The sequence below is a fragment of the Lichenibacterium minor genome, from assembly GCF_004137685.1.
Taxonomy (GTDB): Bacteria; Pseudomonadota; Alphaproteobacteria; order Rhizobiales; family Beijerinckiaceae; genus Lichenihabitans; species Lichenihabitans minor.
In genome coordinates this window covers 210,755-223,270 of record NZ_QYBB01000003.1, presented here as the reverse complement: position 1 = coordinate 223,270, position 12,516 = coordinate 210,755, and the positions used below count along the sequence as shown (strand labels likewise).

Below are 12,516 nucleotides of genomic sequence, written 5' to 3'. Positions count from 1 at the left end.
ACGGCGCCGGCGCCGGCGAATAGGCTCGCCGGGCGGCGTGCCTGTCAATCCCGTTCTCCTTCGGAGACGAACGGGCTTGACTGTTGAGGTCGCGACGCCGATCTTCCCCCATTGAACCTCCGCCGCCCGTCTGCGGCGGGGCCTTTCGTCGTCGCCTGCCGCCGATCCGCTTCCCCGTTCGAGGAGAGAACCATTCGCCGCCCCATGAAAGCCGCTCCGGTCCCACAGAAGGATGGGCCAAAGATCAATCGTGACATCCGCGTCCGCGAAGTGATGCTGATCGATGCCGAGGGTCAGAACCGGGGCGTCACCGAGATCACGGAAGCCTTGAAGGTCGCCGAGGAGGCCGGCCTCGACCTCGTCGAGATCGTCCCCAACGCCACCCCGCCGGTGTGCAAGCTCCTCGACTACGGCAAGCACCGTTTCACCGAGCAGAAGAAGCAGGCCGAGGCCCGCAAGCGGCAGAAGGTCGTCGAGGTCAAGGAGATCAAGCTCCGGCCGGGCATCGACGAGCACGATTACGACGTGAAGATGAGGGCCGTGAAGCGGTTCTTCGACGAGGGCGACAAGGTCAAGGTGACATTGCGCTTCCGCGGCCGCGAGATGGCGCACCAGGACATCGGCTATCGCCTGCTCGATCGGGTCAAGACCGAGACGCTCGCCATCGCCAAGGTGGAATCCGAGCCCTCGATGGAAGGCCGCCAGATGGTGATGGTGCTGTCGCCCAAATAGGCGGCCGACCCCTGCGGGATCGTTCGAAGGGCCGGCACATGCCGGCCCTTTTCGCGTTCCGGGGACGCCCGGACCGGGGTGCTCGAAACTTACGCCCACCTTACTAAAGATTCATCCCCGGGAAATGGCAAGGCAAGGTGCCGGGCCCCATGTTGCTGGCCATGGAGACGGCGCGCTCGACGCGCCGCCCGACGACCAGGAGCCTTCCCCATGACCAAGCGTCCGACCATCCGCACCGCCCTGCTCGGTGCCGTGGCCGTCACCGCGCTCGGCGCCGCCGTTTCGGCCCCGAGCCTGCTGTCCACCGCGCCCGCGCAGGCCGCCCAGATCGCCGGCCAGCCGGCCCCGAGCACCATCGCGCCCGGCTCCTTCGCCGATGTGGTCGACCGCGTCAGCCCGGCCGTCGTTTCCGTCAAGGTCAAGATGGTCGAAAGCAACGCGTCGGACGACGAGGAGTCCGGGCCGCAGGGCATGCCGAACATCCCGAAGGGCGATCCGCTCGAGCGCTTCTTCCACCAGTTCCAGCAGCGCGGCATGGGCGGACAGAAGGCCAAGCCCCACGTCGGCATGGCCCAGGGCTCCGGCTTCTTCATCTCGGCAGACGGCTACATCGTCACGAACAACCACGTCGTCGAGAACGCCACCGACGTCGAGGTCGTGACGCAGGACGGCAAGACCGTGCCCGCCACCGTGGTGGGGACCGACAAGAAGACCGACCTCGCGCTGATCAAGGTGAAGTCGGGCGCCAACTACCCCTTCGTCCAGTGGGCGCCCGCCGTGCCGCGCGTCGGCGACTGGGTGATCGCGGTCGGCAACCCCTTCGGCCTCGGCGGCACCGTGACGGCCGGCATCGTGTCGGCTCGGGGACGCGACATCGGCGCCGGTCCCTACGACGACTTCCTGCAGATCGACGCGCCCGTGAACCGCGGCAACTCGGGCGGCCCGACCTTCAACGTCGAGGGCCAGGTCGTCGGCATCAACACCGCGATCTTCTCGCCGTCCGGCGGCAGCGTCGGCATCGGCTTCGCCATCCCGACCGAGGTCGCCAAGGGCGTCATCCAGGACCTGCGCGACAAGGGATCGGTGGCCCGCGGCTGGCTCGGGATCCAGATCCAGCCCGTGACGGCCGACATCGCCGACTCGCTCGGCCTGAAGGACACCAAGGGCGCGCTGGTCGCCGAGCCGCAGAAGGGCTCCCCCGCCGCGGACGCCGGCATCAAGTCGGGCGACGTGATCACGGCGGTGAACAACGACGCCGTGGATGGCCCCAAGGAGCTGTCGCGCAAGATCGCGGGCCTCGGCCCCGACAAGAAGGTGGCGCTCACCGTCTACCACGACGGCAACTCGAAGCAGGTCGACGTGACGCTCGGCACCCTGCCGAACGACCAGCAGGCCAAGGCGGACGCGCCGAAGCCGCAGGACGAGAAGGCCCAGCTGTCGAGCTACGGCCTGACGCTCGCCCCGGCCGCCTCGATCGCCGGCGCCGGCAGCTCCGGCGTGGTGGTGGCGGACATCGATCCGGACGGCACCGCGGCCCAGAAGGGCCTGCAGACCGGCGACGTGATCCTGGAAGCCGCCGGCAAGTCGGTGTCCAAGCCGTCCGACGTTTCGGCCGCGCTCGCCGATGCCAAGAAGGACGGCCACAAGGCGGTGCTGCTCCGCGTGAAGACGGGCGACAACGTGCGCTACGTCGCGCTGTCGACCACCAACGCGGGCTGAACGGAGCTTCCCGGGTTTCCGCGCGCCCGGCGCCCCCCGAGGGGCGCGGGACCCGGGTGAGAGGGCGGCAGGTCGGGCGAAGGCCCGGCCTGCCGTTTCCTTGCCAACACCCTTTCAACGAATGTCAGGACCCGACCGTCATGCGCATCCTGGTGATCGAGGACGATCCCGAGGCGTCGAGCTACCTCGTCAAGGCCTTCGGCGAGGCCGGCCACGCCGCCGACGTCGCGTCCGACGGCCTCCAGGGCTACGCGATGGCGCAGGACGGCCAATACGAGGTGCTGGTCGTCGACCGCATGCTGCCGAAGCTCGACGGCCTGTCGCTGATCGGCGGCTTGCGGGCGCAGAAGGTCGAAACGCCGGTGCTGATCCTGTCGGCGCTGGGACAGGTCGACGACCGCGTGAAGGGGTTGCGCGCCGGCGGCGACGACTACCTTCCCAAGCCCTACAGCTTCTCCGAACTGCTCGCCCGCGTGGAGATCCTGGCGCGGCGCAAGCCCCTCGACAGCGGGGAAACCACGCTCTACCGCGTCGGCTCGCTGGAGCTCGATCGCCTCGCCCACAAGGTGTCGCGCAACGGCAAGGACATCCCGGTGCAGCCGCGCGAATTTCGCCTGCTCGAATACCTGATGCGCAACGCCGGCCAGGTCGTCACCCGCACCATGCTGCTCGAGCACGTGTGGGACTACCACTTCGACCCGCAGACCAACGTCATCGATGTCCATATCTCGCGGCTGCGATCGAAGATCGACCGGGGCTCGGAAGCGCCGTTGCTGCACACGGTGCGGGGCGCCGGATACATGATCCGTGACGATCGTCGGTAAGCTGTTCCGCACGACGGCCTTCAAGCTGTCGCTCGCCTACCTCGTCATCTTCGCCATCGGGGCCGGCGTGGTGCTCGGCGGCATCGACTGGGACGTCAACCAGCTCCTCGACGGCCAGATCGGCCAGACCATCCAGGCGGAAACCAACGGCCTGAGCGAACAATACGACACCGGCGGCATCCGCCAGCTCATCACCGCCGTGCAGCGCCGCACGGAGCAGCCCGGGGCCTCGCTCTACCTCGTCACCAACTACGCCGGGGAGCCGCTGGCCGGCAACGTCGCGGCGCTGCCGCCGGGCGTCATCGACCATCCTGGCCTGATCGAGATCAGCTACGAGCGCCACAGCGAAAGGCGCGCCTCGCACATCGCGCTCGCCCAGGTGCTGCTGCTGCCGAGCGGCTTCCGCCTCCTCGTGGGACGCGACCTCGAGGAGCGCGAGAACCTGCGCGACGTGATGATCCACGCGCTGTTCACCTCGCTGTTCTGGGTCATGCTGGTGGGGCTCGTGGGCGGGCTCGTCATGTCGCTCCGCATCCTGCGCCGCGTCGACGCCATGAACGCCAGCGCCCGCACCATCATGGAGGGCGACCTGTCGCGCCGCCTGCCGTTGGCCGGCACGGGCGACGAGCTCGACCGGCTCGCCGCCAACCTCAACGCCATGATCGCCCGCATCGCCGGCCTGATGGTCGGCCTGCGCGAAGTGTCCGACAACATCGCCCACGACCTCCGCACGCCGCTGACGCGGCTTCGCAACGGCGCCGAGGAGGCGCTGCGGGCCGACGACGACGCCGAGCGCCAGCGCGGCGCCCTCGAAAGGGTGATCGGGGAGGCCGATGGGCTGATCGCCGTGTTCAACGCGCTGCTGATGATCGCCAGGGCCGAGGCCGGCGCGGGCCGCGACGCGCTGGTGGTGGGCGACGCCGGTGCCGTCGTGGCCGACGTCGCCGAGCTCTACGAACCGTCGGCCGAGGAAGACGGCGTCCGGTTCTCGGCGGAGGTCGAGCCCGGCCTCGGGGTGCTGCTGAACCGCGAGCTGCTCGGGCAGGGGGTCGCCAACCTCATCGACAACGCCCTGAAATACGGCACGGCGACGGACGGCGAAGGCTCCGCCGTCGCGGTTTCGGCGCGACGCGCGGGCGACAGGGTGGAGATCGCGGTGGCGGACCGCGGGCGCGGCATCCCGGCCGCCGACCGCACCCGCGTGCTCGACCGCTTCGTCAGGCTGGAAGGGTCGCGGTCGCGGCCGGGCTCGGGCCTCGGCCTGTCGCTGGCCGCCGCCATCGCGCGGCTGCACGGCGGGGAACTGCACCTGTCGGACAACGGGCCGGGGCTGCGCGCCGTTATGAGCCTGCCGGCCGCGGTGCGGAAGGCCGAACCTCCCCGCGCTGCGACGCCGGCCGTGCCGGAGCGCGGCCCGTCGACGGGGCGGGACATCTCGACAGCCGGGTGAACCCGCCCGCTTTCCGCTGCCGTCCCGGGTGGGGCCGGAACCCGGGACGCCAGCGGCGATGGGGGCAGACCGACGAGCCGGTGCCGCTTCAGGCCAGGCAGGCCTGGAAGCCCTCGCGGATAGCCTGCTCGGGCAGGTCGCGGCCGATGAACACGACCTTGGACAGGCGCTTCTCGTCGGGCTTCCAGTCCCGCTGCACGTCGCCGTCGAGCATCATGTGGACGCCCTGGAACACGAAGCGCTTGGGCTCGCCCTTGAAGGCAAGGATGCCCTTCGAGCGCAGGATCTTGCCGCCTTCGCGCTGAACGAGGTCATTGAGCCAGGGCATGAACTTCTGGGCATCCACGTCGCCGTCGTGGGCGATGGCGACCGACTGCATGTCCTCGTCGTGGTAGTGCTTCAGGCCGCCATGATGGTGATGGCCATGGTCGTGCGCGCCATGATCGTGATCGTGATCGTGGCCGTCGTCCTCGACGAGGAAGTCGGGCTCGATCTCGAGGATGCGGTCGAGGTTGAAGGCGTTCCGTTCCAGCACGGCGTCGAGCGGCACGTTGCAGCGCTCGGCCTTGTGGAGCTTCGCATAGGGATTGATGGCGCGGATGCGGGCCTCGACCTCGCGCAGCTTGGCCGGCTCCACCGTGTCGATCTTGTTGAGCACGATGACGTCCGCGAAGGCGATCTGGTTCTTGGCCTCGGGGGCGTCCTTCAAGCGTTCGCTGAGCCACTTGGCGTCGGCGACCGTCACCACGGCGTCGAGGCGGGCGGTGTCCTGCACCTCCTGGTCGACGAAGAAGGTCTGCGCCACGGGGGCCGGGTCGGCGAGGCCGGTCGTTTCGACGATGATGGCGTCGAACTTGCCGCGCCGCTTCATCAGGCCTTCCAGGATGCGGATCAGGTCGCCCCGCACCGTGCAGCAGATGCAGCCGTTGTTCATCTCGAACACTTCCTCGTCGGCGCCCACCACGAGGTCGTTGTCGATGCCGATCTCGCCGAACTCATTGACGATGACGGCGTATTTCTTGCCGTGCTGCTCGGTGAGGATCCGGTTCAGCAGGGTCGTCTTGCCGGCCCCGAGATAGCCGGTGAGCACGGTGACGGGGATCTTGTCCATGGGGGTCTCCGAAGACGCGCGCGTGCCGTGGCCGATCCGGCATCGGGCGATGCCGCGCGTCGTCGTCATGTTGTAGCGACGGCTCGGATTGAAAGCCACCCGAGGCCGCCCGCCCGGGCGGGCCGGAAGCCGTCGCGTCGGGCCGGGGATCGGCCGACGCGCCCCCGGTCAAAGGGTGCCGACGATCTTCTTCAGCTCGGCGCGGAAGCCCTCGGCCAGCTCGGGCCGCGACATTGCGAAGGCGACGTTGGCGGCGAGGAAGCCGAGCTTCGAGCCGGTGTCGTAGGTGAGGCCGTCGAAGCGCGTGCCGTGGAACGGCTGGGTGCCCACCATCGTCTTCATGGCGTCGGTGAGCTGGATCTCGCCGCCCGCGCCCTTCTCGCCGCGCGCCAGCACGTCGAACACCGAAGGGTCGAGGATGTACCGGCCGGAGATGATCGAGGTCGAGGGCGCGGTGCCCTGCGCGGGCTTCTCCACCATGCCGGTGATCTCGAACTCGGAGCCCTTGTCGGAGCCGATCGACACCACGCCGTACTGGTGGGTCTGGTCTTCCGGCACCTCCTCGACCGCGATGACGTTTCCGCCGTGGCGATCGTAGGTTTCGATGCACTGCTGCAGGCAGCGGCCGCCGCGGCGGCCCGGCAGGGTGATCATGTCCGGCAGCAGCACCGCGAAGGGCTCGTCGCCGATGATGTCGCGCGCGCACCAGATGGCGTGGCCGAGGCCCAGCGGCTGCTGCTGGCGGGTGAAGCTCGTCGATCCCGCGGCCGGCAGGTCGGCCATCATGGCCTGATATTCCTTCTCCTTGCCGCGGCGCCTCAGCGTGTCCTCGAGTTCGTAGGCGATGTCGAAGTGGTCCTCGATGACGGCCTTGTTGCGCCCGGTGACGAAGACGAAGTGTTCGATCCCGGCTTCCCGCGCCTCGTCGACGACGTGCTGCAGCACGGGCCGGTCCACCACGGTCAGCATCTCCTTGGGGATCGACTTCGTGGCCGGCAGGAACCGCGTGCCGAGCCCCGCCACCGGGAACACCGCTTTCCGAATCTTCTTCATGGGACCGTTCTCACCCTGACACTGCCTGACCGTTCGCGCTCGCCATCCGGTCCCGTCCCGCTTGAATGGGGGCTGAACACGCCAGATAGCAACTCCAACCCGCAAAACGCATGCGCTTTGTTCAACATCGGAGTTTATGGCGGGTTGATGGTGGTGCATGCGTCGCGCGAAAGTGCCGGCGGCGATCGGGAAAGGACGGACACATGACGGTTCTGGTCACGGGCGGGGCTGGATACATCGGCAGCCACATGGTGCTGGCCCTCGTCGATGCCGGCGAGCGCGTCGTCGTGGTGGACGACCTTTCGACCGGGTTCCGTTCCGCCGTGCCGGCCGGCGTCGCCCTGGTCGAGGGCGACTTCGGCGACCAGGCCCTCGTGGAGCGCGTCATCGCCGAGCACGCCGTCGACGCCATCGCGCATTTCGCGGCGAAGATCGTCGTGCCGGATTCCGTGGCCGACCCGCTCGGCTACTACCTCAACAACACCGCCAAGGCGCGAAACCTCATCGAAAGCGCGGTGCGGGCCGGGGTGGAACGGTTCATCTTCTCGTCGACGGCCGCCGTCTACGGTGAAACCGACGCGGGCCTCGTCACGGAAGACCGGCCGTTGAAGCCCGTGTCGCCCTATGGCCGATCGAAGCTGATGGTGGAGTGGATGCTGGAGGACGCCGGGGTGGCCCACGGCCTCCGCTCCGTCGTGCTGCGCTACTTCAACGTCGCGGGGGCGGACCCGAAGGGCCGGGCCGGCCAGTCGACGCGAAACGCGACCCACCTCATCAAGGTGGCCGTCCAGACCGCGCTGGGGCGTCGGGAGCGGATGCAGATCTACGGCGACGATTATCCCACCCCCGACGGCACCTGCCTGCGCGACTACATCCAGGTGACCGACCTCGCCCAGGCCCACATGGACGCGCTGCGGCACCTGCGGGGGGGCGGCGCGAGCCTCACCTGCAACGTCGGCTACGCCCGCGGCTACTCGGTGAAGGAGGTCGTGGAGGTCGTGCGCCGCGTGTCGGGCGTCGACGTCGAAGCGGTCATGTCGCCGCGCCGCCCCGGCGACCCCGCCGCCATCGTGGCCTCGAACGACCGCATTCGGGCCGAACTCGGCTGGGTCCCGCGGCACGACGACCTCGACGCCATCGTGGGGCAGGCGCTGGATTGGGAGCGGCGGCTGCACAACCGCGAGGGCGATTAGCATCGCCGATCCCGCGTGTTGCACATCCGCCGCACCCGCCCCATGTTCCCCGCGAACGGGCCGCCGCGGCGGCCCTGCGGATCCGGGGAGCTTCGATGTCGTTCGGGAATGTCACCATCGGGGGCGGGTCGGCCCCCGCAGCCACGAAGGACGTCACCACGGCGAGCTTCCGCCAGGACGTGATCGCCGAATCGGCGCGCCAGCCCGTACTGGTCGACTTCTGGGCGCCCTGGTGCGGCCCCTGCAAGCAGCTCGGCCCGGTGCTCGAGAAGGCCGTCGCGGCCTCGGGCGGCAAGGTCAAGATGGTCAAGATGAACATCGACGACCATCCCGAGATCGCCGGCCAGCTCGGCATCCAGTCGATCCCGGCCGTGATCGCGTTCCAGCGCGGCCAGCCGGTCGACGGCTTCGTGGGCTCGCTGCCCGAGTCGCAGATCAAGCAGTTCCTGGAGCGCATCGCCGGGCCGATGGGCGATCCCGTCAAGGAGATGCTGGAGGAGGCCGCGGCCGCGGCCGCCGAGGGCGATGCCGAAACCGCCGCCGCCATCTATTCGGAGATCCTGGCCGAGGACGAGGCGAACGGCGCCGCCCTGGCGGGCCTCGCCCGCCTCCACCTCGACGCCGGCGACCTCGACCAAGCCAAGGCCGTGCTGGCGCTGGCGACCGGCTCGGCGGCGGCGGACCCCGCCGTGGCGGCGGCCCGCGCCGCGATCGAGAACGCCGAGCAGAGCGCCAACCTCGGCGACGCCGCGGATCTCATGCGCCGCATGGAGGCGGACCCCGCGGACCATCAGGCGCGCTTCGACTATGCGCTGGCGCTCAACGCCCGCGGCAAGCGGCAGGAGGCCGCGGACGCGCTCCTTGACATCATCAAGGCGGACCGCAGTTGGAACGACGATGGGGCGCGGATGCAGCTCCTGAAGTTCTTCGAAGAATGGGGGTTCGCCGATCCGGCCTCGGCGGCGGGGCGGCGCAGGCTGTCCGGCCTCCTTTTCCGGTGAGGACGGGGCCTCGGTGAGCGGCGGGGTGGGACGGGGATCATGAGCATCAACAAGCCGTATCGGGGGCCGGACGACCTGCCCCAGGCCATCCCGGTGTTTCCGCTCAGCGGCGCGCTGCTGTTGCCGCTCGGCCAACTGCCGCTCAACATCTTCGAGCCGCGCTACATGGCGATGATCGACGATGCCATGAAGGGCGACCGGATCATCGGCATGGTCCAGCTGCTGTCGGACGCGCCGGGGCAGGGGTCCAAGCCGGCGCTCTACGGCATGGGATGCGCGGGCCGCATCACTTCGCTCGAGGAGTCCGGCGACGGCCGCTACGTCGTCACGCTGACGGGCGTCGCCCGCTACCGCATCGTCGAGGAACTGTCCGCCGTGACGCCGTACCGGCAGGCGCGGGTGGATTTCGCGCCCTTCGCGGGCGACTTCGACGAATCGGCGGAACGCGACGCGGTGAACCGCGACGGCGTCATCGGCGCCCTGCGCCGCTTCGCCGAGGTGCACAAGCTGTCGGTGGATTGGGAAGGGATCGACGCCGCGCCGAGCGACCTGCTCGTCAACGCCCTGTCGATGATGAGCCCCTTCGGCCCGAAGGAGAAGCAGGCCCTTCTGGAAGCGCCGGACCTGAAGGCCCGCGCCGACGTGCTGATCGCCATCGCCGAGATGGATCTCGGCCGCGACGGTGCATCGGCCACGCTGCAGTGATAGAGGATCGGGCCCGCGCGCGCCGCCGGGCCCGTTCCCTTCGAACGCCGCCATGACTTCGAGTGCCGCCATGACGAACCCGGACGACCTGCCCATCCCCAGCACCGCGCCCAGCGGCGCCACCGGCGTCGACCGCCGCCTGCTGGAAATCCTCGTCTGTCCGCTGACGAAGTCCAGTCTCACCTACGACGCCGCCCGGCAGGAACTGGTGTCCGAGGCCGCCAAGCTGGCCTATCCGATCCGCGACGGCATCCCGATCATGCTGCCCGAGGAAGCCCGCCCGCTCGACGCCTGACGCCGCGGCCCGGCCGCTGGGTGTAGGGGCGGCGGCCGGAGGCGGGGGAAGCCCCGTCCCGGCCGTCCTCCCGTCGACTGCCCGCCCGGCCCTTCAGGCCGCGAGCATGCGGCGGCGGAGCGGCTTCAGGGCCGCCAGGGCGAGGACGGCCGTGAGCACGTCGGCGCCGATCGCCACCGCGAAGACCGTGGTCCACGACCCCGTCCCGTCGTGCAGCAACGACGCCATCGGGCCGCCCAGCACGGAACCCACGCCCTGGGCGATGTACAGGCAGCCATAGTTGGCCGTCGCGTCGCGGGTGCCGAACGTGTCGGTGAGCGTCGAGGGGAACAGCGAGAAGATCTCGCCCCAGCCGAAGAACACGACGCCCGACAGCAGCACGAAGAGCACGGGGTCGCCGCGCGTCAGCAGCCAGGCCGTCATGGCGCAGGCTTCGAGCAGGAAGGCGACGAACATCGTGTTCTCGCGCCCGATCCGGTCCGACAGCGCGCCGAAGAAGGGCCGCGTCAGGCCGTTGCAGAACCGGTCGATGGTGAGCGCCAGCGGCAGGGCCGCCATGCCGAGCACGGTGGCGCCCGTGACGCCGAAGTCGCCCGCGAAGAAGCCGATCTGCGTCGTGACCATCAGCCCGGTCGTCGACATCAGCGCCATCATGACGAACATGAGCCAGAACACCGGGTGGCGCAGCATGGCGCCCGTCGCGGTGTCGCGCGCGCTGGCGGGTCCGACGACCGCGGCCGGCAGGGGTGGGCGGCGCAGGCCGGCCGCGGCCAGCACGCCGACCACGGCGAAGATCAGGCCGAACTCGAACAGCGTCGCCTGCACCCCGGCGGACTGGAGCCGGTCGGCGATGGGGAAGGTGGTCACGATGGCGCCCATGCCGTAGCCGGCCGCCACGATGCCGGCCGCGAAGCCGCGCTTCTCCGGGAACCAGCCCATCACCAGCCCGACCACGCCGACGTAGACGATGCCGGTGCCGAGGCCGCCGAGCAGCCCGTAGCTGAGGTAGAGGGCGGTGAGCGAGGTCGCGTAGGATGCCAGGATCCAGCTCAGCCCCGTGAGCGCCGCGCCGAGGCCGATCAGCGGGGCCGGGCCGAAGCGCTGCACGAGGTAGCCCTGGAAGGGCGAGAAGAAGGTTTGCAGCACGATCAGGATGGTGATCGTCACCTGCAGGGCCGCGGCGCCGGTGCCGAAGGCCGCCGCCATGGGCTTGGTGAACAAAGCCCAGACGTATTGCGGGCTCGACACCGTCATCATGCAGAGGAGGCCGAGGCCGAGCTGGACCCAGCGGGTCGCGCCGGTGGTGGTCGCGCCGGCCGGGCGGCCGAGTGTGGTCGTGCTCAAGGTCGAAGGTCCGCATCGGGGGAAAGGGCAGATGCGGTGATCGTATGCAATGCGTCGGCCAACCCGGGCCGACCCCGGCCGGGGCCATCCGCCGGTGCCGCCCGTGCCGCGACGCGAGGCGTCGGTGAGATTGCATGCACAGCGAAGAGGCAGGGACGGCATCGCCGGCCATCCCGGCTCCCGTCCCCGACCCCGCCGGTCCGATCACGCGGGCGGCTCCGGTCGGAGCGGGTCGCGGTTCGCTGACATCGCCGTGCCGTGCGGGGTCGCTCGCCGAAGCGCCCGCCGCCGCGCCGGCCTCGCGCGCTTTTTCCGCGCCCTCCATCGCCGCGGGGGCGTGCGAAGCGGCGCCGGCCGCGCCATATCGGGGCGGGATCACGACGGGGCGCGGCATCCATGTGCGGACGGTTCACGCAACGCTACACCTGGGCCGAGGTCCACGCCTTCCTGAGCGTGATCGGCGCGCCGAAGAACCTGCGCCCGCGCTACAACATCGCCCCGACGACGGAGGTCGACGTCGTGGTCGACCGCGGGCAGGGCCGCGAAATCGTGCCGATGCGCTGGGGGCTGGTGCCGGTGTGGTGGCAGAAGGCCCTGAAGCAGGTGCCGTCGACCTTCAACGCCCGCGCCGAAACGGTCGCGTCGAAGCCGATGTTCCGCGACGCGTTCCGCAAGCGCCGCTGCATCGTCCCGGCGTCGGGCTTCTTCGAATGGACCGACGCGAAGGGCGGCAAGCAGCCCCACTACTTTTCCGCGGCCGACGGCGAGATCCTGGCCTTCGCCGGCCTGTGGGACCGCTGGACCGACCCGGCGACCGGCGACGAGGTGCTGTCCTGCACCGTGATCGTGTCGGGCGCCAGCGCCTGGATGGCGCCCTACCACGACCGCATGCCGGTGCTGCTGGGCGAGGCGGACTTCGACGCCTGGCTCGCCGGCGAGGCGGGGCCCGAGGTGCTGCGCCCCGCCGCCGAGGCCGCCCTGCGCGAATGGCCCGTGTCGAAGCGCGTCAACCGGCCGGGGGCCGACGACGACCCGGCGCTGATCGAGCCCGTCGAGGGGAACGACGCGCAGGCGGCGCTCCCGCTGTGA

The 12,516-nt window shown here is 70.1% G+C and carries 12 protein-coding genes; 9 read left to right on the top strand and 3 right to left on the bottom strand.

All coding sequences use genetic code 11. The features are described 5' to 3' along the window. The first annotated feature begins 204 nt into the window (after positions 1–204). The 4 genes from infC (at position 205) to D3273_RS05110 (ending at position 4,725) form a co-directional block, all read left to right on the top strand. Positions 205–732: a translation initiation factor IF-3 gene (gene infC / locus D3273_RS05125; protein WP_129224155.1), complete on the top strand. Its 528-nt coding sequence runs from the start codon at positions 205–207 to the stop codon at positions 730–732. A gap of 210 nt (positions 733–942) precedes the next feature. Then, the gene (locus D3273_RS05120) at positions 943–2,451 is read left to right on the top strand and encodes a Do family serine endopeptidase (RefSeq protein WP_129224153.1); all 1,509 of its coding nucleotides are present in this window, start codon (positions 943–945) and stop codon (positions 2,449–2,451) included. Between the two features lie 140 nt (positions 2,452–2,591). Beyond that, positions 2,592–3,275: a response regulator transcription factor gene (locus D3273_RS05115; RefSeq protein WP_129224151.1), complete on the top strand. Its 684-nt coding sequence runs from the start codon at positions 2,592–2,594 to the stop codon at positions 3,273–3,275. Continuing rightward, positions 3,259–4,725, top strand: coding sequence for a sensor histidine kinase (locus tag D3273_RS05110; RefSeq protein WP_129224149.1), 1,467 nt, complete (start codon positions 3,259–3,261; stop codon positions 4,723–4,725). The genes D3273_RS05115 and D3273_RS05110 overlap by 17 nt, the downstream gene beginning before the upstream one ends. Positions 4,726–4,813: 88 nt before the next feature. Here D3273_RS05110 and D3273_RS05105 read toward each other — a convergent pair whose 3' ends face one another. Both D3273_RS05105 and D3273_RS05100 read right to left on the bottom strand, forming a co-directional pair. Then, entirely contained in the window at positions 4,814–5,836 is a 1,023-nt protein-coding gene (locus tag D3273_RS05105) for a CobW family GTP-binding protein (RefSeq protein ID WP_129224147.1), read from the bottom strand. A gap of 168 nt (positions 5,837–6,004) precedes the next feature. After that, complete coding sequence (locus D3273_RS05100) at positions 6,005–6,889, bottom strand: UTP--glucose-1-phosphate uridylyltransferase (RefSeq protein ID WP_129224145.1); 885 nt, start codon at positions 6,887–6,889, stop codon at positions 6,005–6,007. A 203-nt stretch (positions 6,890–7,092) separates the two neighbouring features. Between D3273_RS05100 and galE the strand changes: the two genes are divergently transcribed. The 4 genes from galE (at position 7,093) to D3273_RS05080 (ending at position 10,083) form a co-directional block, all read left to right on the top strand. Further along, positions 7,093–8,082 carry a UDP-glucose 4-epimerase GalE gene (gene galE / locus D3273_RS05095; RefSeq protein ID WP_129224143.1) on the top strand — a complete coding sequence of 330 codons (990 nt, stop codon included), beginning with the start codon at positions 7,093–7,095 and terminating at the stop codon, positions 8,080–8,082. Positions 8,083–8,177: 95 nt separating this feature from the next. Further along, positions 8,178–9,083, top strand: a complete 906-nt coding sequence (gene trxA, locus D3273_RS05090) for a thioredoxin (protein ID WP_129224141.1) — start codon at positions 8,178–8,180, stop codon at positions 9,081–9,083. A 39-nt stretch (positions 9,084–9,122) separates the two neighbouring features. Beyond that, positions 9,123–9,788 (top strand): LON peptidase substrate-binding domain-containing protein, encoded by a 666-nt coding sequence (locus tag D3273_RS05085; protein ID WP_129224139.1) that lies wholly within the window; start codon positions 9,123–9,125, stop codon positions 9,786–9,788. Positions 9,789–9,858: 70 nt separating this feature from the next. Then, positions 9,859–10,083: a Trm112 family protein gene (locus D3273_RS05080; protein WP_129224137.1), complete on the top strand. Its 225-nt coding sequence runs from the start codon at positions 9,859–9,861 to the stop codon at positions 10,081–10,083. A gap of 93 nt (positions 10,084–10,176) precedes the next feature. Here the strand turns inward: D3273_RS05080 and oxlT are convergent, their stop codons facing one another. Continuing rightward, positions 10,177–11,427: an oxalate/formate MFS antiporter gene (gene oxlT / locus D3273_RS05075; RefSeq protein WP_281011205.1), complete on the bottom strand. Its 1,251-nt coding sequence runs from the start codon at positions 11,425–11,427 to the stop codon at positions 10,177–10,179. Between the two features lie 396 nt (positions 11,428–11,823). On the opposite strand from oxlT, the gene D3273_RS05070 reads away from it, so the two are divergent. Then, positions 11,824–12,516, top strand: a complete 693-nt coding sequence (locus D3273_RS05070) for an SOS response-associated peptidase (RefSeq protein ID WP_129224133.1) — start codon at positions 11,824–11,826, stop codon at positions 12,514–12,516.

Coding starts and splice junctions, on each gene's coding strand:
- infC (WP_129224155.1), top strand. CDS start 205: ATGAAAGCCGCTCCGGTCCCACAGAAGGATGGGCCAAAGATCAATCGT.
- D3273_RS05120 (WP_129224153.1), top strand. CDS start 943: ATGACCAAGCGTCCGACCATCCGCACCGCCCTGCTCGGTGCCGTGGCC.
- D3273_RS05115 (WP_129224151.1), top strand. CDS start 2,592: ATGCGCATCCTGGTGATCGAGGACGATCCCGAGGCGTCGAGCTACCTC.
- D3273_RS05105 (WP_129224147.1), bottom strand. CDS start 5,836: ATGGACAAGATCCCCGTCACCGTGCTCACCGGCTATCTCGGGGCCGGC.
- D3273_RS05100 (WP_129224145.1), bottom strand. CDS start 6,889: ATGAAGAAGATTCGGAAAGCGGTGTTCCCGGTGGCGGGGCTCGGCACG.
- galE (WP_129224143.1), top strand. CDS start 7,093: ATGACGGTTCTGGTCACGGGCGGGGCTGGATACATCGGCAGCCACATG.
- trxA (WP_129224141.1), top strand. CDS start 8,178: ATGTCGTTCGGGAATGTCACCATCGGGGGCGGGTCGGCCCCCGCAGCC.
- D3273_RS05085 (WP_129224139.1), top strand. CDS start 9,123: ATGAGCATCAACAAGCCGTATCGGGGGCCGGACGACCTGCCCCAGGCC.
- D3273_RS05080 (WP_129224137.1), top strand. CDS start 9,859: ATGACGAACCCGGACGACCTGCCCATCCCCAGCACCGCGCCCAGCGGC.
- D3273_RS05070 (WP_129224133.1), top strand. CDS start 11,824: ATGTGCGGACGGTTCACGCAACGCTACACCTGGGCCGAGGTCCACGCC.